The 23,481-nt window shown below is 63.6% G+C and carries 22 protein-coding genes and 1 tRNA gene; 15 read left to right on the forward strand and 8 right to left on the reverse strand.

The window, feature by feature from the left end; all coding sequences use genetic code 11:
- Window position 1: 1 nt before the first annotated feature.
- The 3 genes from BLT68_RS01675 to tkt form a co-directional block, all read right to left on the reverse strand.
- Window positions 2-943, reverse strand: a complete 942-nt coding sequence (locus tag BLT68_RS01675) for a glucose-6-phosphate dehydrogenase assembly protein OpcA (RefSeq protein ID WP_050694729.1) — start codon at window positions 941-943, stop codon at window positions 2-4.
- The gene (gene zwf, locus BLT68_RS01680; RefSeq protein ID WP_074632566.1) at window positions 940-2,466 is read right to left on the reverse strand and encodes a glucose-6-phosphate dehydrogenase; all 1,527 of its coding nucleotides are present in this window, start codon (window positions 2,464-2,466) and stop codon (window positions 940-942) included. Before zwf ends, BLT68_RS01675 begins: the two co-directional genes overlap by 4 nt.
- Before the next feature lie 148 nt (window positions 2,467-2,614).
- A complete protein-coding gene (gene tkt, locus BLT68_RS01685) occupies window positions 2,615-4,702 on the reverse strand; it encodes a transketolase (protein WP_074632568.1) in 2,088 nt (695 codons plus the stop codon).
- A 128-nt stretch (window positions 4,703-4,830) separates the two neighbouring features.
- On the opposite strand from tkt, the gene BLT68_RS01690 reads away from it, so the two are divergent.
- From BLT68_RS01690 to cmk, 7 genes are read left to right on the forward strand one after another with little or no spacing between them, the layout of a single operon-like run.
- A complete protein-coding gene (locus BLT68_RS01690; RefSeq protein WP_083332349.1) occupies window positions 4,831-5,781 on the forward strand; it encodes a site-specific tyrosine recombinase XerD in 951 nt (316 codons plus the stop codon).
- 14 nt (window positions 5,782-5,795) lie between these two features.
- Window positions 5,796-6,659 (forward strand): ParA family protein, encoded by an 864-nt coding sequence (locus BLT68_RS01695; RefSeq protein WP_074632571.1) that lies wholly within the window; start codon window positions 5,796-5,798, stop codon window positions 6,657-6,659.
- Complete coding sequence (locus tag BLT68_RS01700; protein ID WP_074632573.1) at window positions 6,643-7,512, forward strand: segregation and condensation protein A; 870 nt, start codon at window positions 6,643-6,645, stop codon at window positions 7,510-7,512. The genes BLT68_RS01695 and BLT68_RS01700 overlap by 17 nt, the downstream gene beginning before the upstream one ends.
- Complete coding sequence (gene scpB, locus BLT68_RS01705; RefSeq protein ID WP_050694735.1) at window positions 7,509-8,069, forward strand: SMC-Scp complex subunit ScpB; 561 nt, start codon at window positions 7,509-7,511, stop codon at window positions 8,067-8,069. Before BLT68_RS01700 ends, scpB begins: the two co-directional genes overlap by 4 nt.
- The gene (locus BLT68_RS01710) at window positions 8,066-8,815 is read left to right on the forward strand and encodes a pseudouridine synthase (RefSeq protein WP_050694736.1); all 750 of its coding nucleotides are present in this window, start codon (window positions 8,066-8,068) and stop codon (window positions 8,813-8,815) included. Before scpB ends, BLT68_RS01710 begins: the two co-directional genes overlap by 4 nt.
- A complete protein-coding gene (locus BLT68_RS01715; RefSeq protein WP_074632574.1) occupies window positions 8,812-10,014 on the forward strand; it encodes a prephenate dehydrogenase in 1,203 nt (400 codons plus the stop codon). Before BLT68_RS01710 ends, BLT68_RS01715 begins: the two co-directional genes overlap by 4 nt.
- A gap of 27 nt (window positions 10,015-10,041) precedes the next feature.
- The gene (gene cmk / locus BLT68_RS01720) at window positions 10,042-10,770 is read left to right on the forward strand and encodes a (d)CMP kinase (protein WP_074632576.1); all 729 of its coding nucleotides are present in this window, start codon (window positions 10,042-10,044) and stop codon (window positions 10,768-10,770) included.
- Window positions 10,771-10,942: 172 nt separating this feature from the next.
- Here the strand turns inward: cmk and BLT68_RS01725 are convergent, their stop codons facing one another.
- Window positions 10,943-11,215 (reverse strand): hypothetical protein, encoded by a 273-nt coding sequence (locus BLT68_RS01725; protein WP_050694739.1) that lies wholly within the window; start codon window positions 11,213-11,215, stop codon window positions 10,943-10,945.
- A gap of 476 nt (window positions 11,216-11,691) precedes the next feature.
- On the opposite strand from BLT68_RS01725, the gene BLT68_RS01730 reads away from it, so the two are divergent.
- A tRNA-Pro gene (locus tag BLT68_RS01730) sits at window positions 11,692-11,768 on the forward strand.
- A gap of 422 nt (window positions 11,769-12,190) precedes the next feature.
- Here BLT68_RS01730 and BLT68_RS01735 read toward each other — a convergent pair.
- From BLT68_RS01735 to BLT68_RS01750, 4 genes are all read right to left on the reverse strand, one after another.
- The gene (locus tag BLT68_RS01735; RefSeq protein ID WP_050694740.1) at window positions 12,191-12,703 is read right to left on the reverse strand and encodes a PH domain-containing protein; all 513 of its coding nucleotides are present in this window, start codon (window positions 12,701-12,703) and stop codon (window positions 12,191-12,193) included.
- A 72-nt stretch (window positions 12,704-12,775) separates the two neighbouring features.
- Complete coding sequence (locus BLT68_RS01740; RefSeq protein WP_074632578.1) at window positions 12,776-13,429, reverse strand: DNA-3-methyladenine glycosylase I; 654 nt, start codon at window positions 13,427-13,429, stop codon at window positions 12,776-12,778.
- A 165-nt stretch (window positions 13,430-13,594) separates the two neighbouring features.
- Window positions 13,595-15,145, reverse strand: a complete 1,551-nt coding sequence (gene der / locus BLT68_RS01745) for a ribosome biogenesis GTPase Der (RefSeq protein WP_074632579.1) — start codon at window positions 15,143-15,145, stop codon at window positions 13,595-13,597.
- Between the two features lie 78 nt (window positions 15,146-15,223).
- Entirely contained in the window at window positions 15,224-16,804 is a 1,581-nt protein-coding gene (locus BLT68_RS01750) for a Mur ligase family protein (RefSeq protein ID WP_074632705.1), read from the reverse strand.
- 72 nt (window positions 16,805-16,876) lie between these two features.
- Between BLT68_RS01750 and pepN the strand changes: the two genes are divergently transcribed.
- From pepN to BLT68_RS01785, 7 genes are all read left to right on the forward strand, one after another.
- Window positions 16,877-19,456: an aminopeptidase N gene (gene pepN / locus BLT68_RS01755; protein WP_074632581.1), complete on the forward strand. Its 2,580-nt coding sequence runs from the start codon at window positions 16,877-16,879 to the stop codon at window positions 19,454-19,456.
- A complete protein-coding gene (locus tag BLT68_RS01760; protein WP_074632583.1) occupies window positions 19,453-20,307 on the forward strand; it encodes a DUF881 domain-containing protein in 855 nt (284 codons plus the stop codon). The genes pepN and BLT68_RS01760 overlap by 4 nt, the downstream gene beginning before the upstream one ends.
- Entirely contained in the window at window positions 20,304-20,636 is a 333-nt protein-coding gene (locus BLT68_RS01765; RefSeq protein WP_050694745.1) for a small basic family protein, read from the forward strand. The genes BLT68_RS01760 and BLT68_RS01765 overlap by 4 nt, the downstream gene beginning before the upstream one ends.
- Window position 20,637: 1 nt before the next feature.
- Entirely contained in the window at window positions 20,638-21,438 is an 801-nt protein-coding gene (locus BLT68_RS01770) for a DUF881 domain-containing protein (protein ID WP_074632584.1), read from the forward strand.
- Between the two features lie 103 nt (window positions 21,439-21,541).
- Window positions 21,542-21,976, forward strand: a complete 435-nt coding sequence (locus BLT68_RS01775; protein WP_050694747.1) for an FHA domain-containing protein — start codon at window positions 21,542-21,544, stop codon at window positions 21,974-21,976.
- 1 nt (window position 21,977) lies between these two features.
- A complete protein-coding gene (gene ftsR / locus BLT68_RS01780; protein ID WP_074632586.1) occupies window positions 21,978-22,745 on the forward strand; it encodes a transcriptional regulator FtsR in 768 nt (255 codons plus the stop codon).
- Between the two features lie 112 nt (window positions 22,746-22,857).
- On the forward strand, window positions 22,858-23,412 hold the full coding sequence (locus tag BLT68_RS01785) for a MerR family transcriptional regulator (protein ID WP_173546189.1): 555 nt from the start codon (window positions 22,858-22,860) through the stop codon (window positions 23,410-23,412).
- Window positions 23,413-23,481: the final 69 nt, after the last annotated feature.

A 23,481-nucleotide genomic window follows, 5' to 3' on the forward strand; every position in this document is an offset into this window, starting at 1 on the left:
ATCACTGGTCCTCGTCGCACGTGGCCAGGGGCCGAATCTCCCCGGTGAGCAGTTCCCCGTAGTAGACGTCCGGATCGAGGCGACGCAGATCCTCCATGAGAGAATCTCGAACGGAACGGCGGGCGAGGTTCACGTTTCGATCCTCGAGGCCGGGACGCGACAGGCGCGCCACGGATGAGGAGACGCTGCGCGTCAGGGACACAGTGGTGTCATCGTCGAAGAAGAAGGTGATCTCCGTGATCGTGAGAGCATCGCGGTCCACGACCCGCTCCACGGGAACACCCAACTGGTGGTGCAGCCACGCGGCGACCAGGAAAGGCGATGGGTGCGTGGCGTTGCCCGAGACCCGGATTGAGGTCGGCGGACGGTCGAAGTCCTCGGCGATCGCGGCCAAAAGAGCGCGCCACAGCGTCACGCCCGCCCAGGCCAGATCGGTATCTCCGGGCGTGTACACCGCCGACAGCGCAACGAGCGTCTCCATCGGGCAGCTGGTCGCGCGCGAGTCGGTGATTCGCTTGACCGCGAGGCGCCCCAGGGGGTGCTGGCCGGGATTCTCCGGAGGGGTGACCGGCCAGTAGGTGACGACGGGCGTGTCCGACTGCAGCAGCGGCGCCACCAACGAATCGATGTTCGACGCGGCCTCGCCGCGCGGCTCTAGAATAATGATGTCCGAAAGCCCGGCGGCATCCCCGACGCGAATCTGGGCGTTCAGGCGCGCCTCACCATGGGTGGATGATGGTTCGACCACAACGATCACGCGGCACGGGTGTTCGCGCGAAACGGCATCCGAAACCTCGATCGCGTTGTCAACGTCAATGAGGTCGGGCACACAGATGAGCAGGGTCAGGACACGGCTCAGTGCGGCGGATCCGCGCTCGTCGCGCAACTCGATGATTCGGGACGCGACCTTCGCGGACGTTGTGTTCTTCAGGGTGATAATCACGGAAGCCTCCAAAAACGGCCGTCACGGGCCAGCATGTCGCGTGCGGATCTGGGCCCCCACGTGCCGGGCGCGTAGGGCTCTGGCTGCCCCTGGGATTCCCAGAAGGAGAGAATAGGATCGAGTATTGTCCATGAGGCCTCAACCTCGCGCTGGTGCGGAAAAAGGGGAGCGGAACCTACGAGCGCGTCGAGGATCAGGCGCTCGTAGGCCTCGGGGGAATCTTCGGTGAAGGCGTGGCCGTAGGCGAAGTCCATGGTGACGTCGCGGACCTGCATCTCCGTGCCCGGTACCTTCGCGCCGAGCTTAAGAGTCAGGCCCTCGTCGGGCTGAACGCGGATCACAAGGGCATTCTGGAAAGATTCGCTCAGGTCGGAGTTAGCGAAGGGAACGTGCGCGGAGCGCTTAAAGATAACGGCGATTTCGGTGACGCGCTTACCCAGACGCTTGCCCGCACGCAAGTAGAAGGGCACGCCCGCCCAGCGGCGCGTGTCGACGTACAGTTTGATGGCCGCGAAGGTTTCCGTCGTCGAATCGGCGGGAATACCGTCCTCCTCCAGGTATCCGCGCACCTGCGCGCCGCCCTGCCATCCGCCCGCGTACTGTCCGCGAGCGGTGCTGGAAGCCAGATCTTCGGGCAGGCGCACCGCTGAGAGGACCTTTTCTTTCTCAGCTCGGATCTCTTCGGGCGTGAAGTGAACGGGTTCCTCCATGGCGGTCAGGGCCATGAGCTGAAGCAGGTGATTCTGAATGACGTCCCTGGCCGCGCCAATGCCGTCGTAGTATCCGGCGCGCGTTCCGATACCGATGTCCTCGGCCATGGTGATCTGAACGGAGTCGACGTAGTTCGCTTTCCACAGGGGTTCGAACATGGCGTTCGCGAAGCGCATCGCCATGATGTTCTGGACCGTCTCTTTGCCCAAGTAGTGGTCGATACGAAAGACGTCGCACTCGTTGAAAATTTGCGAGATGACGGCAGAGAGCACGCGCGCCGAATCGAGATCGTTCCCGAAGGGCTTCTCGATGATGACCCGGCGCCATTCCCGGCCGCGGCGCCTGTTCAGGCCCGTATCGGACAGGTGCTTCGCGACGACGGGAAAATACGAGGGCGGGATGGACAGGTAGAACGCGTGGTTACCGCCCGTACCGCGCGAGCGGTCCAGTTCCGCAACGGTGTCCGCCAGCCGACGGTAGGCGCCTGGATCGTCGAAGGTGCCGGAGACGAAACGCAGGCCGGAGCGCAACTGGTTCCAGGTCCCATCGCTGAAACCGGTGCGAGTGTTGGCTTCGATAGACGACCGCACGTACTCCTCGAAGTCCCGGGGGCTCCAATCGCGCCGAGCGAATCCGGTCAGTGAAAACGCCGGATGGAGCAGGCCTCGGTTGGCCAGGTCGTAGATGGCGGGGAGCAGTTTCTTGCGTGCGAGGTCGCCGGTGATGCCGAAGATGACGAGGCCACAGGGCGGCGAGATGCGCGGGAGCCTGCGGTCTTCGGGGTCGCGCAGGGTGGGGATGTTGCTGGCCACGAATCTTCCTCCATTCGCTCGGGGGACGAGGCCGTGGCCCCGAGGCCTGTTGGGAGGTGGGGCCAGACCCATATGACTTAGAGAATAGGGCTGCTGACGCGCTCCTTGCGCGCCAGCAGCCCCTCCTCGACTTCTTGTGACTAGAAAGTCACGACCGGGCAGCCTCCTCGATGGACTCCTTCGCCGCGGCAACCACGTGCTTGGCGTCGATTCCGTATTCCTCGAAGAGAACGGTGCCAGGTGCGGACGCCCCGAAGCGCTCGATCGATACCGCGCGTCCGGCATCTCCGATCCAACGGTACCAGGGCAGGGCGATGCCAGCCTCGACGGAAACGCGTGCTCGCACGGAGGGCGGCAGGACCTCGTCGCGGTAGTCGCGATCCTGCGCCTCGAACCAGTCGAGGCAGGGGACGGATACGACGCGGGCGGCGACGCCCTCGGCGGCGAGGGTCTCGCGCGCTTCCAGCGCGACGGCTACCTCGGAACCGGACGCCATGAGGATCACGTCGGGCGTTCCCTCGGTGTCCGCCAAGACGTAGGCGCCTTTGTTGAGGTTCTCCGTTCCAGCCAGGGGAGTGTTCTCGCCGCGCGCGGGGTTGGGCAGGTTCTGGCGGGACAAGATGATGGCCGCGGGGTGGGACTGCTCAAGGATCGCCTTCCAGGAGGCGGCCGTCTCGGCCGCATCTGCGGGGCGGACAACCGCGAGGTTCGGAATCGCCCTATAGGACGCGAGGTGCTCAATGGGTTGGTGGGTCGGCCCGTCCTCGCCGACACCGATAGAGTCGTGGGTCCACACGTAGGTGACAGGCAGGTCCATGAGGGCGGCCAGGCGCACTGCCCCGCGCATGAAGTCGGAGAACACGAAAAACGTGCCGCCGTAGGCGCGAGTAAAGCCGTCGGCGGCGATGCCGTTGAGGGCGGCACCCATCCCAAACTCGCGCACGCCAAAGTGCAGGTTTCGGCCGAACTCGTTACCGCTGAACGCGCTCGATGAGCGGTGTGCGGGCAGGAAGGACGGCTCGCCCTTGACGAAGGTATTGTTCGATCCTGCCAGGTCGGCGGAGCCCCCCCACAGTTCCGGCAGGACGGGTGCGATCGCGTTGAGGACCTGACCGGAGGCGGCACGGGTGGCGATTGCCTTTCCCTCTTCGAAGGTTGGCAGGGCGTCCGCCCAGCCCTCGGGCAGGCGTCCCTCGGCGAGGCGCTGAAGGAGCGCGGCCTGCTCGGGGTGCGAGCCTTTCCACGCCTCGAAGCGAGCGTCCCAGTCGCGACGATACTCGGCGGCGCGGGTAGCGGCCCGCTCGCGTACCTTCGTCACGAGCGCCTCGTCAGCGTCGAACATCTTGTCCGGGTCAGCTCCCAGGGTCTCCTTTAGGCCCCTGAGCGCGTCGGTGCCGAGCTTGGACCCGTGGATACCGCCGGTGTTCTGCTTGCCGGGGGTGGGCCAGCCAATGATGGTGCGCAGCGCGATGAGGGATGGCTTCGTCGTCTCAGCCTTGGCCGCGTCGAGCGCGTCGCTCAGGGCAACCGTGTCCTCGTCGTAAGAGCCGTCCTCGGAGAGCCAGTTGACGCGCTGGACGTGCCAGCCGTAGGACTCGTAGCGGGCCAGCACATCCTCGTTGAAGGCGATGGAGGTGTCATCTTCGATCGAGATGTGGTTGTCATCCCAGATGACGGTGATGTTGCCCAGCTCCTGGGTACCCGCCAGCGAGGACGCCTCGGCGGAAACGCCTTCCTCGAAGCATCCGTCTCCGGCGATCACGTAGACGTGGTGGTCAAAGACGGACTCGCCCAGCGGCGTATCGGCGTCCAGCAGGCCGTGGACACGGCGCGCGTTCATGGCGAAACCGACGGCAGAGGCGATGCCAGTTCCGAGGGGGCCCGTTGTGATCTCAACGCCCTTGGTGTGACCGTACTCGGGGTGGCCGGGGGTCAATGAGCCGGCGGTGCGCAGCTTCTCGATGTCCTCCAGTTCGAGACCGAAGCCCGTGAGGTAGAGCTGAACGTACTGGGTGAGGGAGGAATGTCCTGCCGATAGGATGAAGCGGTCGCGGCCGATCCACCGCGGATCCGCAGGATCGACGTTCATGACCTTGTTGTAGAGAAGATAGGCTGCGGGTGCCAGCGAAATGGCGGTGCCGGGGTGGCCCGATCCGGCCTGCTCGACAGCATCCGCCGCCAGGATCTTCGCGGTCTTCACCGCTTCGTCGTCAATGTGGTCCCACTGTAGTGTCACGTCGGTCTCCAGCTGTTGGGCCCCAGCGTTGGGGCTTGAAAAGGTTTACCGTGTCACAGTCTAGCGAAATTGTGTGCGCTCGGATAGCGCTCCCACGCATTCGCCGGTTTCTCGCATACGCTGGCGCTATGACTTCCATGGATGCCCTCGTGAGTGATTGGGCGGACTATTTGCGCGTCGAGAAGGGGGTGTCCGCTCACACGGTGTCGAGCTATCGCAGGGATGCCACTCGATACGTGCGCAGCATGGAGCAGCGAGGAGCGCTGAGCTTGGACGAGGTGGCTGGCCGAGACATCGAGGATTACATGATGCGGCTTGCATCCGGCGAGGTATCGGGAAGCCCCGCCGCGGCCTCGTCGGTGGCGCGCGCCCTAGCTGCGATCCGTGGCCTCCACAGGTATGCCCTGAACGAAGGGGTGGTGGGAACCGACGTTACGGGGCAGCTGCACGCTCCTCGGCAAGGACGACGCCTGCCCAAAGCCCTGTCGGTTGGTGAGGTGGGGAGGCTGCTTGAGGCAGCCCACGCCGATGATTCGCCCGTTGGACTGCGTGACGCCGCGCTGCTGGAGCTTTTGTATGCGACGGGCGCGCGCGTGTCCGAGGCAGTCTCGCTGAGCGCAGATGACCTGGATCTTGCGGGGCAGATGCCGGTCGCGCGGCTCTTCGGCAAGGGCCGAAAGGAAAGGATTGTCCCTGTCGGTTCGTTTGCGGTTGACGCGCTCGAGGCCTACCGAGTTCGCTCCCGTCCGGCGCTGGCAGCGCGCGGTCGAGGCTCGAGCGCATTCTTCCTGAACTCGCGCGGTGCTCCTCTGTCCCGCCAGAGCGCGTGGACTGCGATCCGTCGCGCCGCCGAGGCTGCGCACCTGGTGGACCGGGTTTCGCCCCACACCCTGCGCCATTCGTTTGCGACACACCTGCTGGAAGGAGGGGCCAGCGTGCGCGAGGTTCAGGAGCTGCTGGGACACGCGACGGTGGCGACAACCCAGATCTACACGCAGGTCACGGCGGCTGCGTTGCGCGAGGTGTTTACTCTCTCGCACCCCAGAGCGCGTGGCACGAATGAGATTGAGAAACGATGATTTAGGATGGAGGTGTGACCGAACAATCGCATCCCACGCTGACGCCCGACCTGCCTGACGAGTCGGTCGATTTCCCCGTGCCCGCGCCGTTGGCTGGGCACGGTCCCGCCCGTGTTATCGCGATGTGCAACCAAAAGGGTGGCGTCGGCAAGACGACCACAACCATTAATCTTGGCGCCGCGTTGGCCGAGTACGGGCGTCGCGTCCTGATCGTTGATTTTGACCCGCAGGGTGCGGCCTCCGTGGGACTGGGGATTAACGCGTTGGATATGGAGCAGACGATCTATTCGCTGCTCATGAATCCGAAGGCCGACGTCGGCGCGACCGTGTGCCATACGGTCACGGAAAACCTCGACATTATTCCCGCCAATATCGATCTGTCCGCGGCGGAAGTTCAGCTGGTCAACGAGGTCGCGCGCGAGAGCGCGCTGGCCCGCGTGCTGCGTCATGTCGAGTCCGACTATGACGTGATTCTGATTGACTGCCAGCCCTCGCTGGGCCTGCTTGCGGTCAATGCGTTGACCGCCGCTCACGGCGTTATCGTCCCGGTCGAGGCCGAGTTTTTTGCCCTGAGAGGCGTCGCGTTGCTCGTTGAGACGATCGAAACGGTCAGGGATCGTATTAATCCGCGTCTGAAGATAGACGGCATCGTGGCTACCATGGTCGATAGTCGCACCCTTCATTCGCGCGAGGTCCTGCAGAGGCTCCAGGAGGCTTTCGGCGATCTCGTATTCGACACGCGCATCGGTCGGACGATTAAGTTCCCGGATGCGTCCGTTGCGACGGAGCCCATCATTTCCTACGCGCCGAACCACGCGGGGGCTCACGCATATCGCCGTCTGGCGCGGGAAGTTGTCGCCCGTGGCGACGCAGCCTGAACGAGTCGAGGTCCAGGGGGAGTTTGATCTCTTCGCTGTCTCGCTGCCCGTGTTCGAGGGGCCTTTCGACCTGTTACTCTCGCTGATCGCGCGCAAGAAGCTCGACATTACCGAGGTCGCGCTCGCGCAGGTGACCGACGAGTTCATCGCCTTCATGCGGGCATCGCCCGACCTGTCGCGGACGACCGAGTTCTTGGTGGTCGCGTCGATGCTGCTCGAGATGAAGTCCGCGCGACTGCTTCCTGACGTGGAGGACGAGGACAACACCAGCGAAGCGGACCTGGAAGCACGCGATCTTTTGTTCTCTCGGCTGCTGCAGTATCGCGCGTACAAGGAGGCCTCGCGGGACATCGCGCAGCGGATGGAGGAATTCGGCGCATACGTCGCGCGCAACGTTCCCCTCGAGCCTCACTTTGCGGCCCTGCTGCCGGAGCTTTCATGGACCACAGGCCTTAAGGACCTCGCCCGCATGGCTTCCAACGCCCTCTCGTCCTCGACTCCGACGATCGAGGTGGCGCACTTGCATGATCCGGTCGTGCCCGTCCGTCAGCAGGCACTTATCGTCTCTGCGATGCTCGCCGAGGCCAAACAGATGACCTTTCGCGAGCTGATTCGCGACGCTTCCTCCCGCGCCGTGGTCGTCTCCCGTTTTTTGGCATTGCTGGAGCTGTATCGCGAAGGAGCGGTTGAATTCACGCAGGAGCAGGCGCTCGGTAAGCTGTCGATAACGTGGAGCGGCGCAGCTGGAGGCATCGACGTGGACGCTGGTTGTCACGAGGAGGCCCTAGCCGACGCGGTCACGGCCTTATCGAAGATGAGTAACGACGGCGATGGAAGGCACTGCGAACGATGAGTGAACATACGCTGCGCGCGTCCATTGAGGCGATCCTGATGGTAGCGTCTGAGCCGATTACACCGTCGGAGTTGGCGGCGGTCCTGGGAGTCGACGCGTCAAACGTCGAGTCTCAGCTGCATGTCCTCGCCGACGAGTACAGGGGACGGACAGGCTCTCCTGCCCGCGGCTTTGAGCTGCGAGCGGTTGCCGGTGGGTGGCGCATCTATTCTTCGCGCGCCTACGCCGATGTTGTGGGGCGTTTCGTCGTGGGTTCTGCCCACGCGCGACTGTCCCAGGCCGCGCTCGAGACACTGGCCGTCATCGCCTACCGTCAACCTATTTCGCGTGCGCGCATATGCCGCATCCGTGGCGTGAACGTCGACGGTGTGGTGCGTACCCTGCTTGCGCGGGGACTCATCGAAGAGACGGGCGCGACACCGTCCGGGGCACGACTGTACGGGACGACCGGGGAGTTTCTTGAGAAAATGGGGATGACGAGCCTTTCCGAGCTGCTACCCTTGGCGCCCTACCTGCCGGACGCCGATGCGCTGATTGAATTGGAGGAAGAACTATGAGGGCTAACCCCTACACTGAGGGTGGAGTGCGCCTGCAGAAGGTGCTCGCTCAGGCCGGTGTCGCATCCAGGCGTGCGTCCGAGCAGATGATTGCGGATGGCCGGGTGAGCGTCGACGGACAGATCGTGCGCACCCAGGGTGTTCGCGTTGATCCCGCGAATCAGGTGATTCACGTCGATGGGGAACGCCTCATCTTGGATGAGACGAAACACATCGTGTTGGCTCTCAACAAACCGATTGGCACCGTCTCCACGATGCGCGACCCGGAGGGGCGGCCATCGATCGCCGATCTGATCGCCGACTACCCTGAGCGCCTGTACCACGTGGGACGCCTCGACATCGATACCTCCGGCCTGCTCCTGCTGACGAATGACGGGGAGCTCGCGAATCGCCTGACGCACCCGTCATACGAGATTCGTAAGACCTACGTGGCGCGCCTACACGGTGAGGTGAAGCCCGGGGTGAGGCGTCGGCTCCTCGCCGGTATCGAGCTTGAGGACGGGCCGATCGCGGTTGATTCTTTCCGCGTCGTCGATACGTATGGAGACATTACGACCGTCGAGATCGTTATTCACGAGGGACGTAACCGCCTGGTGCGCCGCATGATGGATGCGGTCGGGTATCCGGTGCGCGAACTCGTGCGCACCGGATTTGGTCCGGTCACGCTCGATCACCTGAAACAGGGGACCACGCGTCGGGTTAAGGGCAACGCCCTGGTCGCCCTGTACGGGGCCGTCGGACTGTGAGCACCGCAGGTGGCGGCGTCGGCGCTCGCGTCGTGTCAACCGTTGGTCCTGTGCTGATTATCGGTTCGGGCCTGCTGGGCGCCTCACTCGGACTGGCACTGCGCGCCGGGGGAGTGGGCGTCTATCTGGAGGATGCATCGCCCACCTCTCTCCGTTTGGCTTCCGACGTGGGTGCCGGCTGCCCGTTCGCGGACGTGATGGACGAGGCGGGCATTGCGCGGGAGGAATTAGGCGGGGCCGCGCCGGGCTACGAGGCACCGCGCATCGTTGTCGTTGCAACCCCTCCCGACGTGGCGGATCGCGTTATCGTCGATTCCCTGCTGCGCTTCCCCGGCGCGATCGTCACGGATGTGGCATCGGTGAAGGGCACCGTGGTTGCCGATGTCCTGGCTGCGTTGGACCAGGCCGGACAAACAGATCATGCTTCTCGTTACGTGGGCTCTCATCCGATGGCTGGACGCGAGCGCAGCGGCGCCGGAGCTGCGGATGCTGACCTGTTTTACGGCAGGCCGTGGGTGATTGTCGCCCACGAATCAACGTCCCCACGCGCGGTGCTTGCGGCGCGCGTGTTGGCCACAGACGCGGGCGCGGTCCCGCTGGAGATGAACGCTGGAGTGCACGATCACGCCGTCGCGCTCGTATCCCACGTACCGCAGCTGGTGTCCTCGATGCTCGCGGCGCGCCTCGTTGATGCTCCCGCGCAGGCTCTGGGTCTGGCCGGTCAGGGCCTGCGTGATACCGCGCGAATTGCTGCGTCTGACCCTCGTTTGTGGACGACGATCCTGGCCGGTAACGCGGGGCCCGTCGCCTCGATTTTGCGCGATCTGCGCGGCGACCTCAATGACCTACTCACTCACCTGGACGCAGCGGCCGAGTTGGGGCCGTTGCGCGGCGGAAGCGTCGGGGCGATCAACCGTGTGATGACCGCCGGTAACCGGGGAGTTGCGAGAATTCCGGGCAAGCACGGTGGAGCGCCGTCCCGCTATCGTGAGATCGAGGTCTTGATCCCGGACGAGCCGGGTGCGCTAGGGCGCTTGTTCAGCGAACTGGGGGAGTCTTCTATCAATATTGAGGATTTCGTCCTCGAGCACTCTGCTGGCGCGCTGGCTGGCGTCGCTCGCGTCATGATTGATCCGGCGGTCGCTGATCGCTGCGTCGCCGACCTGCAGGAGCGGGGATGGCGTCTCATCACCTACTAGGATGACTGTGGTAAGGAGATTGTTCACATGGACGACATGATGCGCCGGGATGCGATTTCTCGTGTTGGTATCACTATTGCGATCGATGGACCCGCCGGTTCTGGAAAGTCCACGGTGTCAAAGAAACTGGCCTCGCGTCTGGGGATCGGCTATCTCGACACGGGCGCGATGTATCGCGCGCTCACGTGGTACGTCCTCAAGCGGGGCATTGACTTTGCCGATACAGCGGCGGTTGCCGGGGCCGCTCACGAGATGCCGCTTCGCCTCGTGTCCGACCCGATGGACCCGCACGTATGGGTCGGGGACTGCGAGGTCACCGAGCAGATTCGTGCGCCGCGAATTGCGCTTGCGATCAAGCACGTGTCAACCAATCTGTCTGTCCGGTCGTGGATGGCGACCGAGCAACGCAGGCGGATGATGGAGGCACGCCACAGCGGCTCTGGAATGATTGCAGAGGGGCGCGACATTACGACCGTCGTTTGTCCGAACGCGGATGTTCGTATCCTTCTTTTGGCGGATCAGGAGGCGCGCCTGCGCAGGAGGACGCTCGAGCTGTACGGCGACGCGACCGATGAACACATGGAGATCGTCCGGGAGCAGGTCGAGGGACGGGATCGCGCCGACTCGGAGGTCGCCGAGTTTATGGTCGCTGCGCCCGGCGTGGCCACGGTGGACTCCACCGGACGTGACGTCGAGGGAGTGTGCGATGCGATCATGCGGTACGTGGATCAAAATCTCGCGGATCGGGACGTCTAGCCTCAGCATCGTCGACGCGCCGTCGTGTCCCTGCGGTCTTTTTAGCGGCGAGAGAATGGCCAGGAGAGCGCCGTCGGCACCCCGGTTCGAATCCCGTGGCCTCCGGTCCCGCGACACCTTCACCGGCCGCGTGTCCGCGTGCAGTAGCCGATATGTTGCGACCGTTCGCGCCCTAACCGATTCCTGGTGTGTGGTTGGACGTTCCCCCGTGGTTCGAGTAGCCCTGGTTCGGCGGAGCTCCCATCGGCGTACCAGCCTGCGGGTACTGCGGCCCGTAATTGGGGCCACCGGTGACCCCGTACTGAGGGCCGTTCGGGCTGTTGAAACTGGGCATGTCGCGTGACTGCGCCTTGCCTTTCCCTAGGTAGAAGTAACGGAAGAGCAGGGCGAACAAGATGACAATGCCACCGACAACAAGGGCGATGATGACGGCGATGGGACTCACGGGACCGTGGTGACGGTTCCGGACCCTGAATCGGCGCCGTGCGGGAGAAACGGCAACGCTTACCTGCGCCTGCGCTGTAGGCGTTGTGATCGGGTGCCCAGTCGGGGCGCTGTCTGCGACGGCGACCACACAAGTAGTGGTAGTGGAGGAGGTGGAGGCGGCCTGCGACGGAGCGGATGGCGCGACGATAGCGGCGGTGCCGATAGCGAGTGCGGCCGCGAATGTCCTGAGTCGGTGCGATGTCATGGGACGATAACTCCAAGCGTTCGGGTAAGCGGACGAACACGTGTCAGTCTAGTCCAGACTGGGAGCACAATAGTGATCTCACGGTGTAATGCGGGACATTAATGGGTGAATGGCGGGAGGAGCGGATTCCCCTGCGGGTCAGTGTGGTGCGGCGCACTCTCATCGGCTTGCTTCTGGGTCTCGTGGTGCGCTATAGTTCTACAGGTCGCCGAGGCGATGATCTTAATTTGCGGGCTGTGGCGCAGCTTGGTAGCGCACTTGACTGGGGGTCAAGGGGTCGTGGGTTCAAATCCCGCCAGCCCGACCAAAGAGCCGCGAGGGTTGTCCTCGCGGTTTTTGCGTGCCCTCACAGGATGAAGGCTGAGTGGGGGACCTCTGTCCCTCACGGTTGTTGTTTGTCGGGTTTGTAACCGAAATGTGACCGATGATGTCGCACTTTTATTACCCCTGGTAAATGGCCGTTTACGCGCGCTCCTGCGAGTGTTTACGCAGGTAAAGGGGGGATACATCAAGCGTACGCTCCATCAATTCTGCGAACGCGGCTGGAGTAAACTGTTTGACAGGTCGAAGTCATCAACGGGGATGACTTCGACCTGCTAACCCTCCACCCGGCCCCTGCCACCGGCCTATTGCCGGTCTTCCTTCTACAAGAGGAGGCCCCGGTCTCGTCCGTGCAACGATGCTACGACGAGGCCAGGGCCGGGGAGGGGATGGTTTTCCGGCTGCTGATCAACTCCGCGGATCCGCGTCAATGGCTCCCTGAATATCGTGAAATAGCAGATTCGATATCTCGACCTGAACCATTTCGACCTTGGGCACGTCCCACAACAGGAGGGGATCGTTCGCGGATGTCTGCAGGGCGAGAGTGCCGCAACCAAAGATACGATCGTCGAAGTTCTTTTCGATCTGGATGTCGGAGATGCGGGTCAGCGGCAGGTCGTGTCCGGTCCGCCTAATGACGCCGGTGCGGGTGATGACCCGCTTTGTCGTGACCGTGTAGGTTGTCATCGACCACTTCACCCACGGCACGATAAAGAGCGGAATCGACAGCACGAGGACGGTGATCCATATGGTTGCCAACGCCCAGTAACGTGCGTTCGCAGGCACGTAGAACGATCCGATGGCAGCCGCTACGAGCAAGAGAACCTCAATGATAATCGCGGGCAAGAGGGTCTTGACGTGCGTGTGCATGTGACGGACGACGACCTCGTCCTGACTGAGGAGCTTCTTCGACATGGCCATAGCTCTATCATGCCAGAATTGCGCGAGGCAGGAGGCCTCATGTCATGGCCCGTACGAGGTGCGAACCGCGGCTTAGCGGGGACGCCGATACGTCCCGATGATGTCGGTGTTCACGATTCCGATTGCGGTCATGAGGGCGAGCATCGTTGTCGGCCCGACAAAGCGGAACCCGCGCCGTCTCAGTTCCGCGGCGAGTGCTCGGGACTCGTGAGTCTGCGTCGGCACCTGCGCGGCGCATGTGGGCCGGGGATCGTGGGTGGGGCAAAATCGCCACACCAGATCGCCGAGGTGCGACGGCTGCTCGTCCCGGGCAGCTGCATCTGCCTCGCAGGATCGAATCGCTAACGTTGCCCGCGCATTGGAGATCGCGGCTTCGATCTTCCTACGGTTACGGATGATCGAAGCGTTCGACATGAGGGCTTCGACGTCCTGTGGGCCGAATCCGGCGACCCGTTCGGGCTGGAAGTTGGCGAATGCCTCGCGAAACGCGGCGCGCTTGGTGAGCACGGTGCGCCACGAGAGGCCCGACTGGAAACCCTCGAGAATCAGGCGTTCATAGACCCCCGACTCGTCGTGGACGGGCATGCCCCACTCGGTATCGTAGTAGAGACGCATCAGGGTGTCGTGGGACGCCCAGGTTGGGCGGACCAGGCCGTCATCGCACAGCGTGAGGCCATTGGCAAGCGTTTTTGGCGCTCCCACGGGAACGTTGTGTGAGGTGTTCATGATGTGATCCTGCGTCTCCTCATCGGCGCGGTCAAGCGAAGCGCCGGAGCCTGTGGAAAAGAGCGCGTCGCTCCCCGTCCCTGTGGATGCACTGCCGATCCATGTATCGGCAGTGACCGGTGACATCACGCCCTGGCGGGGGAGGAGAGCCCACCGGGCACGCGTCTACCTCCGGCGCTTCTCACGCACACGCACGGAAATCTGAATGGGAGTTCCCTCAAAGCCAAAAGTCTCGCGCAGGCGGCGTTCGATGAAGCGGCGGTAACCCGGATCCAGGAAGCCGGTTGTGAACAAGACGAAACGAGGTGGTTTGCTGGAAGCCTGAGTGCCAAAAAGAACGCGGGGCTGCTTACCGCCGCGCAGCGGGTGCGGGTGGGCGGCAACCAGCTGTCCGAGGAATGCATTGAGCTGCCCGGTTGGAATACGAGTCTCCCACCCCTTCAGGGCGGTGTCGAGCGCCCGAACGATCCGGTTCGTGTGCCAACCGGTCTTGGCCGCGAGGTTAATGCGCGGTGCCCACTGGACCTGCACGAGTTCACGCTGAAGCTGGTTCTTGATCTCTTTCTGGCGTTCCTCGTCAACCAGATCCCATTTGTTCGTGACGACCACGAGCGCGCGACCCGAGTCGATCACCTGCTGCACGACGCGAATATCCTGCTCGGTGAGCGGGGCGGAACCGTCAATGAGGACCAGGGCGACTTCAGCCCTCTCAATAGCCGCCTGAGTCCGAATAGACGCGTAGTAGTCCGCGCCCGTCGTGCGGTGCATCTTGCGTCGAATGCCCGCGGTATCAATGAACCACCAGGGCCTGCCGTCAAGCTCAATGAGCTCGTCGACAGGGTCACGCGTCGTGCCAGCCAGTTCGTTAACGACGACGCGTTCGCCACCGGCGAGGGCGTTGAGCAGCGAGGACTTACCAACATTTGGGCGACCGACGAGGGCTACTCGGCGCGGCCCACCAGCGGGTGGTGCCAAGGCGACGGCCGACTCGTCGGGCAGGACGTCCATGACGACATCGAGCAGGTCGCCGGTGCCTCGTCCGTGCAGGGCCGAGATGGGGTGGGGTTCTCCCAGGCCAAGACTCCACAGGTAGGCTGCGTCGGCCTCCTGAAGGGGGGAATCGACCTTATTCGCGGCTAGGATAATCGGCTTGTTCTTGGACCGCAGCATCTCGACGATGCGTTCGTCCGAAGCTGTGACTCCAACCGTTGCATCGAGTACGAGGACAACCGCGTCCGCCAGATCGACCGCCATCTCGGCCTGTTTCGCAACCGAGCGGTCCAGGCCCTTGACGTCGATTTCCCATCCGCCGGTGTCCACGAGGGTAAAGTTGCGTCCGGCCCACTCCGCGGGGTAGGAAACGCGGTCACGTGTCACGCCCGGTGTGTCCTGCACGACCGCCTCACGTCGGCCGAGAATACGGTTCACCAGCGTGGATTTACCGACGTTGGGGCGTCCGACGACTGCCAGCACCGGCAACCCCGCAGTAACGTCGTGGCCATTCGTAGCCGGTGCCTGGCCCGAAAGCAACGCGATGTCTTCCTCGTCCAGCTCAAACTGATCGAGGTCGGCGCGCATGATGCGGGCGCGCGCCTCGGAGTTTGCGTCTGCTAGGTCGCGCGCATCGAACGAGGCCGTGGCCGGGGCAGCGCCGCAGTCGAGTGCGTCCTCGGAGAAGCTGAGGGGGGCATCGGATCGGTCATCAATGTCTTTCACCCGTCCAGTCTACGGCGAGAGGCGCCGCCCGGGCCCAATGGGGCCTGCCAGGCGCGCCAGGACATCGCCTGATGCCTCCTATTCGTGCGAACGCACGTCACCCGCGAGGACCTCTGCAGCGACGGGGACGTCGTTGTAGCGGTGGTGAATTCCTTGGATTTCCTGATACCACTCGGATCCCTTGCCCGTAATAACGACGGTGTCTGTCGGCAAAGCGGCCAGAATCGCTCGTCGCACCGCGTCACGACGGCAAGTTGTCACTTCAAACACATCGAGCATGTCGGGGCGAACGGATGCGATCCCGCGCAGCAGGTAGTCGCGAATGTGCTGAGGATCCTCGGTACGCGGATTCTCGTCCGTCACCCACAAGATGTCGGCCTCGCGTGCGGCGATGGCCCCGAGCTCTTCGCGCTTGCTTGCGTCCCGATCACCGTCGGTGCCAAAGACAATGACGACGTTACCGCTGGTGAGCTCGCGCGTCGAACGCAGGGTCCATTCAAGAGCCTCGGGCGTATGGGCATAATCGACGATGACCAGGGGCTGGGCGCCCGGCGTGGGATTGACCTTCTCCATACGCCCCGGAATCTGAGGGGCGGCCTCAACGGAGGCGATGACGTCGGGAAGGTCGATTCCCAGGCTTACGGCGCTGACAATCGCGACCGCGGTATTTTGGACGTTGACCTCTCCCAGGATGGGCATCGCGACGCGGTGGCCCATGCCGTCGGGGGCAACGAGAGTGAAAACGGTGCGCCCAATCGACTTGTCCGGTGCGATGTCGCAGACCTGCCAGTCCGCCTCCTCATCGGTCAGTGCAGACACGGTAGTAACCGGAATGGGGGCCTGGGCCGCAAGTCGGCGCCCCCACTCGTCGTCGACGCACACGACCGCGCGGCGAGAGTGCTCGGGGGTAAAGAGCAGGGCTTTCGCGGCGAAGTATGCTTCCATATCGCCGTAGTAGTCCAGGTGGTCGTGCTGAAGGTTCGTGAAAGCGGCGACGTCGAAGACGATTGTGTCGACCCGGTGCAACGAGAGGGCATGCGCCGACAGCTCAATGACCCCCGCACCGCACGCGTATTGTTCGGTTGCGGCGAGGAAACGCGCGACGACGGGGGCTTCCGCCGTCGTACGGACTGCCTCAAAGGAAATCGGACCGACACTGGTCTCGACTGTCCCGCACAGCGATGCATCGGGGAAACGAGAAGAAATCGCAGCACGCATGAGGTATGACGTCGTCGTCTTGCCATTGGTGCCCGTAACGGCCATCGTGGTGACGCGGGTTGCGGGAGCGCCGTAGATGTTGTTGCAGATCGTGGGGACAACTCCGCGCGGATCCTCCACCTGGACGACCGGCACCCCCAGGCCTCGGTCGTGTGCCTGCACCCTTCCGGCCGCGTCCGTGAGAATGAGGCTCGCTCCCGCTTCAACGGCCGCGTGGGCAAAACGCACCCCGTGCTGTGTCAAGCCCGGGATCGCCACGAAGATCCACCCCGGTTCGCAATCGTTGGAAGAGACGGTGATACCGCTGACGGTGGTTCCCGTGCGATCGATTGCCCCTGCGGTTGCGTCAGCATCGTAGAATCCCTGGATCGCGACGCCTTCCAAAGCTCGGAAGAGCGGAACCGGATCAACGGGGGGGCGGATATCAGTCACTGAAGTCATAACACCACTGTAGTTCGTCGCGGCGGCGTCGCGCTCCACACGTCAGGTCGGCGACACAGTAGGATGAGACTCATGCAGATTCTGACACGCGACGAGGCGGCGCATCGCGCGGCCCAGCTGGACGTATCCGCCATTGACGTCGTCGTTGACGTCCGAGACGCCCAGAAAGAGTCCGTGGCAACCTATCCGGTGAGTTCCACGCTGACGATGACCTCGCGCGGGGAACGAAGCTTTATCGATATCGCCGGGGAGGTCACGGGAGTATTCCTGAACGGCCAGGCACATGCGTTCGAAGACGACGAGGACCGCGTGTGGGTGAGCGGCCTGCCCGTGGGGGAGAGCTTCACGCTGGAGATCCGTGCGCTCGCCCGCTACTCGCGCAGCGGCGAGGGATTGCACCGCTACGTCGATCCCGAAGACGCGGAGGTGTACCTCTACACGCAGTTCGAACCCAACGATGCCCACCGAGCGTGGCCGTGCATTGACCAGCCCGATGTGAAGCCCGAGTGGACCTTCCACGTGATCGCGCCCGCGCGATGGGTCGTCTCCTCCAACGGCGCTGAGATTCGGTCTGAGCCGGTCGACGGGGAGGAGGTGGTGCGTCACGACTTCAGCGCAACGCGGCCGCTTTCCAGCTACATCACGGCCATCGTCGCCGGTCCGTGGGCGGTCATCGACGGCGGAACGTGGAGCGGCGGTGCCTCCGATGGGGGACACACCGACTTGGCGCTTCGCCTGCTGTGCAGGCGCACTCTCGCACGCTACCTCGATGCGCAGGATGTTTTCGAAGTCACGCGAGCGGGGCTGGACTTTTATCACGAGCGCTACGGGGTAACTTTCCCCTGGGGGTCCTACGACCAGATCTACGTGCCTGAATACAACCTCGGAGCCATGGAGAACCCGGGGTGCATCACCTTCAACGAAAACTACATTTCCCGCTCGACGCCTACCTTCGCAGAACGGCAGCGTCGCGCGAACACCACGCTCCACGAGATGTGCCACATGTGGTTTGGTGACCTCGCCACTCCCGCCTGGTGGGACGACCTGTGGCTCAAGGAATCGTTTGCAGAAAATCAGGGGGCCAGCGCGATCGCAACGGCAACGCGCTATGTCGGCGAATGGGCGAATTTCGCTATGAACCGTAAAATCTGGGCCTACACGCAAGACCAGATGCCGACGAGACACCCCATCGCGGCCGACATCCCTGACGTCGCCGCGGCCAAGACAAATTTCGACGGCATCACCTACGCGAAGGGTGCCTCCGTTCTCAAACAGTTGGTGGCGTGGGTCGGACAGGACGCGTTCTACGAAGGAACACGTCGGTACTTCCAGAAACACCAATTCGGCGCCACGTGCCTCCACGACCTGCTCGAAGCCCTGGAAGAGGCGTCGGGGCAGGAACTGGAAACGTGGAAGAGCGCATGGCTCGACACATCGGGTCCTTCGACCCTGTTCGCCACCAGAGCCATCGACGGAGCCGGAGCCATCTCGGACTTTACTCTCCACCAGAGCGCTCAAGCGTGTGGGGGAGTGCTCCGTCCCCACCGCGTAACCGTATCGACGTGGCGTGTGGCCGGGGGAAAGCTGGAACAAACTCGGGTCTTCGATGTGCGCATAGAGGGGGAGAGGACCTTGATCGACCCCGACGGGGTACTGTCGGGGTCGGGTAGCGCTGCTTTAGTTGACCTCGTCGTCGTCAATGACGATGACCTGACGTACGCGATCGCCCGGCTGGATGAACGCTCAACGGACGTCGCTCTGGCCTACGTCGCCACCATCGACGCGCCGATCACGCGAGCGGTTGTCTGGGCGTCGCTGTGGAATGCAGTGCGTGACGGGCTGCTCGATCCGCGCCGCTTCATCGATGCCGTCCTTACCGCCGTTCCCGCGGAGAGGGAACCCACTATCCGCGACCGTCTCGTCCTGTTCGTCGCGGAAGCCCTGTCGTCGTTCCTGCCCGGACGAGCGCGCGTCGGAGTCCACGACCGCGTGATGGCGACCATGCTTCGCCTGTCGAAGGAGACGACCGACGCCGATGCCCGGCGCACGTATACGCGCGCCTTCATCGCCGAGTTTTCAGCTCGAGGCGGGGACAACTACGCGGAAACGGTGAAAGGGCTCGCCTGGGCAGATGACCCTGACATCGCGTGGAGAGCGCGCCGGGCGCTATCGGCGCGGGGAATCGTGCACGAGGAGACGATCGACCAATGGCGTGACGCCGATGGGTCGGGTGAAGCTGCGCGGATGAGCGCTGAGGCGCTTTCCTCGCTGCCCGAAGAAAGCGCCCGGAGGCGCGCGTGGGAGTCTGTCTATGCAGATTCGCTGTCGAACGACCTCCTCACCGCGACCCTGGCGGGCTTGCAGGCCTCGTCGTGGGAAGGCGAGTCAGGAGTCGAGACCGCGCTTTCGAGGATACGCGCCTACTGGGAGACGCACACCATCGGCATGGCGCTGCGCTACGCCAACGGGGTGCTGGCGCTGGGCATCGACATCGACCGCGAGGGCAGCGTCGAACAATCCGTTTGCCTCCTGCGTTCATGGCTTGAGGAAAACGCAGACGCTCCGGCTCAGCTGCGCCGTATCATCATCGAGCACCTCGACTCGTTCGAGCGCTGCGAACGCGTGCAGCGTCGGTGGGAGCAGGAGCAATGACGCACCGGGGCCATCGAGACGAAGCACCGGGGGAGGAACGACAGGTGCCCCGGGCCTCGACCGTGGACCCCGCGGCCTCGATGTCCCTGTTGACCTCCCTGCTGGCAAACCCCCTCGATGCGGGCTACGAACACTACCACGCGGACCACAGCTCCCACCCTGCCAGGTGCATCGAGAAGCTTGCCGTCTTTGTGGTTGCGGCAGCGCTCGGCTTCGGATCAATCGTGGCAACGGCTTGTCTGCGAGGGCCAGCCAGTGACGTGAAGGCGGACCTGAAGGCCCAGGCATCTGCCCGATCTGACCAGGTGGAAGCGCTGAACGCCGACGTGCAGTCTCTCGGTAGAGCGATCGACCAGCTCTCGCAATCCGGGGACGCGGCGCCTACCGATAGCGCCCAGGAGATGACGACGGCCACGACCCCGGTATCGGGCCCCGGGATCACTGTCACGTTGACGGATCGCAGCGGTCCCGGCAGAGGCAGCGGAGCCGTGCGCGATCAGGATCTGGCGATGGTCGTCAACGCGCTGTGGGCCGCAGGTGCGGATGCGATTTCTATCAACGGTCAAAGGATCGGCCCCGATACCTTCGTGCGCAAGGCGGGTTCCGTTATCCTCGTCAACGTTGCTCCCGTGTCCTCCCCCTATGAGGTCAGCGCCATCGGAGATTCCAACGCGCTGTCGGTTGCGCTCGTTCGCGGAGCCACCGGCGATTATCTCTCGGCCGCCCAGTCGGTGACCGGCATGAGCGTCTCCACGAAGGTCGTAGCTACACTGTCCATGGACGCGCGCGCCCATACCGTCCCCCAATACGCATCCCCGCTGACGTCACCGAACGAAGGAGGTACTCAGTGATCGCCGTCATCGGATTGATCATCGGCATAGTTTTCGGCGTGCTCCTTGACCCCACGGTTCCGGCATGGCTGACGCCGTTTTTGCCCGTCGCGGTTGTCGCCGGGCTTGATGCCCTCTTCGGCGCCGGGCGCGCGTGGCTTGAGGGTCGTTTTGCCGACCGTGTGTTTGTCACATCGTTCTTTTGGAACGTCGTCGTCGCATGCCTCCTTGTTTTCCTGGGCACTCAGCTCGGAGTGGGGTCCGCGATGACCACGGCCGTGGTCGTAGTTCTGGGAATCCGCATCTTCTCCAATACCGCATCGATCCGTCGATTGCTGCTGAAGGCGTGACATGAGCGAGAAGACGAACGAAGAGATCCCCGCCGTCCACGAGGATCGAACCGCCCATCGCGGCGATGACGCGAAGGGTGAGACACGCGGTGGGAAACACCTGTGGGAGCGAGCGAGGGGAGCGTTTTTTGCGCTTCCACGGGGGCTGCATGCCGTCATACTCATCATCTTTATGATTCTCGGGTTTGCGCTGGCCACTCAGGTTCGCGCCCAACGCTCCGACCCTCTCGAGGGGCTGTCCGAGCAGGATCTCGTGACGGTCCTCGACGAGCTGGGAACTCAGGAGCAGAATCTGCGGACAAAGCGCGGGGAGCTCGCCCGCGAGCTGGAGGATCTGCAGGGCGCAGCTGACGAAGCAGACGCTCGTGAACAGGCGTCACGAAAGGCCGCGCTCCAAGCGCAGATAGCGGCGGGAACCATCCCCGTACACGGCCCCGGCGTATCGGTCAGCGTCGCGGACCCCGGCGCGAATCTGACCCCCACTCAGTTCGTGATAACGCTCGGGGAACTGCGCAACGCGGGAGCTGAGGCCATCGAGCTCAACGGGGTGCGCCTGTCGACGCGGTCGGCGTTTACGGGACAAGCCGGAGCGATCAACGTCGATGGCACCGCCATCTCTTCGCCGTACACGTGGAACGTCATCGGTGAGTCACAGACGATCGCGACAGCGCTCGACATTCAGGCCGGATCGGCGGCACAGATGAGGGCCAAGGGAGCGGTTGTCAGCATCACGCCGAGCAAGGATATCGAGATCCGCTCTGTCGCCACCCCGCGCGCGCCCCAGTACGCGACATATGACTGAGCGCCCCACGTATAATGGGCGAGGAAGTCACCGTGCCCGCGCCTGACGGATGGTGAACGTTTACACTTGTCCCAGTCACCGAAATCACCGTTTGGAGCGCACAATGTCTGACAATCAACAGTTCGACCCCACTGCAACCTCCATCTTTGGCATGACGCCTGTAACGGAGGACGCCGAAGAGGCACCCGTCGCGCTGTCCGCTCGTGATCGCGAGGCCGTGGAAGCCCTGCCCGCAGGTTCGGCTCTGCTTATCGTGCAGCGCGGGCCCAATACCGGTGCGCGTTTCCTTCTCGATCCCGAGGTAACGAATGCCGGTCGATCACCGAAGGCCGACATCTTCCTTGACGACGTTACCGTGTCGCGTAAGCACTGCCAGTTCATCGCCTCCGGCGGCGGCCACATCGTGCGCGACTCCGGTTCCCTCAACGGAACCTATGTGAACCGTGAGCGCGTCGACTCGGTTGAATTGCACCCGGGAGACGAGGTGCAGATCGGGAAGTACCGACTGACGTACCAGCCCTCAACCAAGCATGCCTAGCGTGTCTGCTGCCGTTGCACGCGTGCGTCGATCCGATTCCGCTGCGGAATCGATCTCGTGGCCACACGATGTCGATCACGCGCCCGAGCTGTCGATTGGTCGGGTCGTCGACGCCCTGAAAGAAGAGTTCCCCGCGATCTCACTGTCCAAGGTGCGCTACCTGGAGAGCGAGGGGCTCGTGTCTCCCGCACGCACGGGTGCCGGATATCGGAAGTACTCCGCCGCGGATATCGAACGTCTGCGTTATGTGTTGACCGAGCAGCGGGACTCGTTCACTCCGCTGAGTGTGATTCGCGCTCAGCTTGATGCGCTCGATGCTGGCCATTCGCCCGCGAGGCGCCGCGTTGCGCAGATGGTGTCCTCGGAGGGGCAAACTGTGTCCCTTGGCGGACGGCGGGCCATTCCGGCAGGTGATCTTTCGGATCTGACCGGTGTGGACATGGATGCTCTGGAGCGCTACACCCGCCTCGGACTGATCACGCCTGACCTGGCCGGCTATTTCCCCTCGCGGTGTGTTCAGGCCGTATCGACGATCGCACGCCTGGAATGCGCGGGAGTTGACGTGCGCGTTCTGCGCGCGGTGCGTCAGGGCGCGGAGCGCAGTGCGGATATCATCGATCAGGCGGTGTCCTCGCAGCGAGGACGAGGCCGGGGAGCGGATCGGGAGCGGGCGCGCGCGCGCGCGATCGAGCTTGGTGATCTGTTCGCTGAGCTGCACCGGGACATGTTGACTGTTGCCGTGTCGGCGCTGGCCGACGAAGACGACTAACTCTCATGTTCAGCATGAAGGTTAGACTCGCCGGGACGATCGTTGACCGCCGTGCGTCGGTGCTCTACCGTAGTCCTGTTCTCACCAAGTACCACCCACAAGGAGCCCCACAGTGAGTGCAGAAGCGAACGCCGCCGCACCGAGGCAAGGCATGCTTTTTGGCGATCCGCTCGAGGGACTCGATACGGATGAAATGGGTTATCGCGGCCCTGTTGCGTGCAGCGCTGCCGGCATCACGTACCGCCAGCTGGACTACTGGGCCAGAACGGGTTTGCTGCAGCCTTCTATCCGCGCCGCCCGCGGGTCGGGCTCCCAGCGTCTCTACTCTTTCCGCGACATCCTCGTCCTGAAGGTAGTCAAGAAGCTGCTCGACGCGGGTGTGTCGCTGCAGCAGGTGAGGGTAGCTGTCGCGTCTCTCCAGCACCAGGGAGTGGACGATCTCGCTGCCATCACGCTCATGAGCGATGGCGCTTCCGTCTACGAATGCACGTCGACGGATGAAGTTATCGACCTTCTACAGGGCGGACAGGGGGTTTTCGGCATCGCGGTCGGCCGCGTTTGGCGTGAAGTCGAAGGCTCTCTTGCCGAGCTTCCACTCGAACGCCCCGGGCGGGTGTTCGTTGATGAGCTGGCGGAGCGACGTCGTTCCAAGCGCTCAGCGTCCTAATGTGAGCCGTATGGGTGTGGGGACCGGATCGAATTCGATCCGGTCCCCACACCCATTGACAGGGGGCTG

The organism is Schaalia meyeri (genome assembly GCF_900105015.1).
Lineage (GTDB): Bacteria > Actinomycetota > Actinomycetes > Actinomycetales > Actinomycetaceae > Pauljensenia > Pauljensenia meyeri.

What these genes read in the sequence shown, in the direction of transcription:
- BLT68_RS01690 (WP_083332349.1), top strand. Translation starts at nt 4,831, where the DNA reads ATGACTTCCATGGATGCCCTCGTGAGTGATTGGGCGGACTATTTGCGC.
- scpB (WP_050694735.1), top strand. Translation starts at nt 7,509, where the DNA reads ATGAGTGAACATACGCTGCGCGCGTCCATTGAGGCGATCCTGATGGTA.
- BLT68_RS01710 (WP_050694736.1), top strand. Translation starts at nt 8,066, where the DNA reads ATGAGGGCTAACCCCTACACTGAGGGTGGAGTGCGCCTGCAGAAGGTG.
- cmk (WP_074632576.1), top strand. Translation starts at nt 10,042, where the DNA reads ATGGACGACATGATGCGCCGGGATGCGATTTCTCGTGTTGGTATCACT.
- BLT68_RS01735 (WP_050694740.1), bottom strand. Translation starts at nt 12,703, where the DNA reads ATGGCCATGTCGAAGAAGCTCCTCAGTCAGGACGAGGTCGTCGTCCGT.
- BLT68_RS01740 (WP_074632578.1), bottom strand. Translation starts at nt 13,429, where the DNA reads ATGAACACCTCACACAACGTTCCCGTGGGAGCGCCAAAAACGCTTGCC.
- BLT68_RS01750 (WP_074632705.1), bottom strand. Translation starts at nt 16,804, where the DNA reads ATGACTTCAGTGACTGATATCCGCCCCCCCGTTGATCCGGTTCCGCTC.
- pepN (WP_074632581.1), top strand. Translation starts at nt 16,877, where the DNA reads ATGCAGATTCTGACACGCGACGAGGCGGCGCATCGCGCGGCCCAGCTG.
- BLT68_RS01760 (WP_074632583.1), top strand. Translation starts at nt 19,453, where the DNA reads ATGACGCACCGGGGCCATCGAGACGAAGCACCGGGGGAGGAACGACAG.
- BLT68_RS01770 (WP_074632584.1), top strand. Translation starts at nt 20,638, where the DNA reads ATGAGCGAGAAGACGAACGAAGAGATCCCCGCCGTCCACGAGGATCGA.
- BLT68_RS01775 (WP_050694747.1), top strand. Translation starts at nt 21,542, where the DNA reads ATGTCTGACAATCAACAGTTCGACCCCACTGCAACCTCCATCTTTGGC.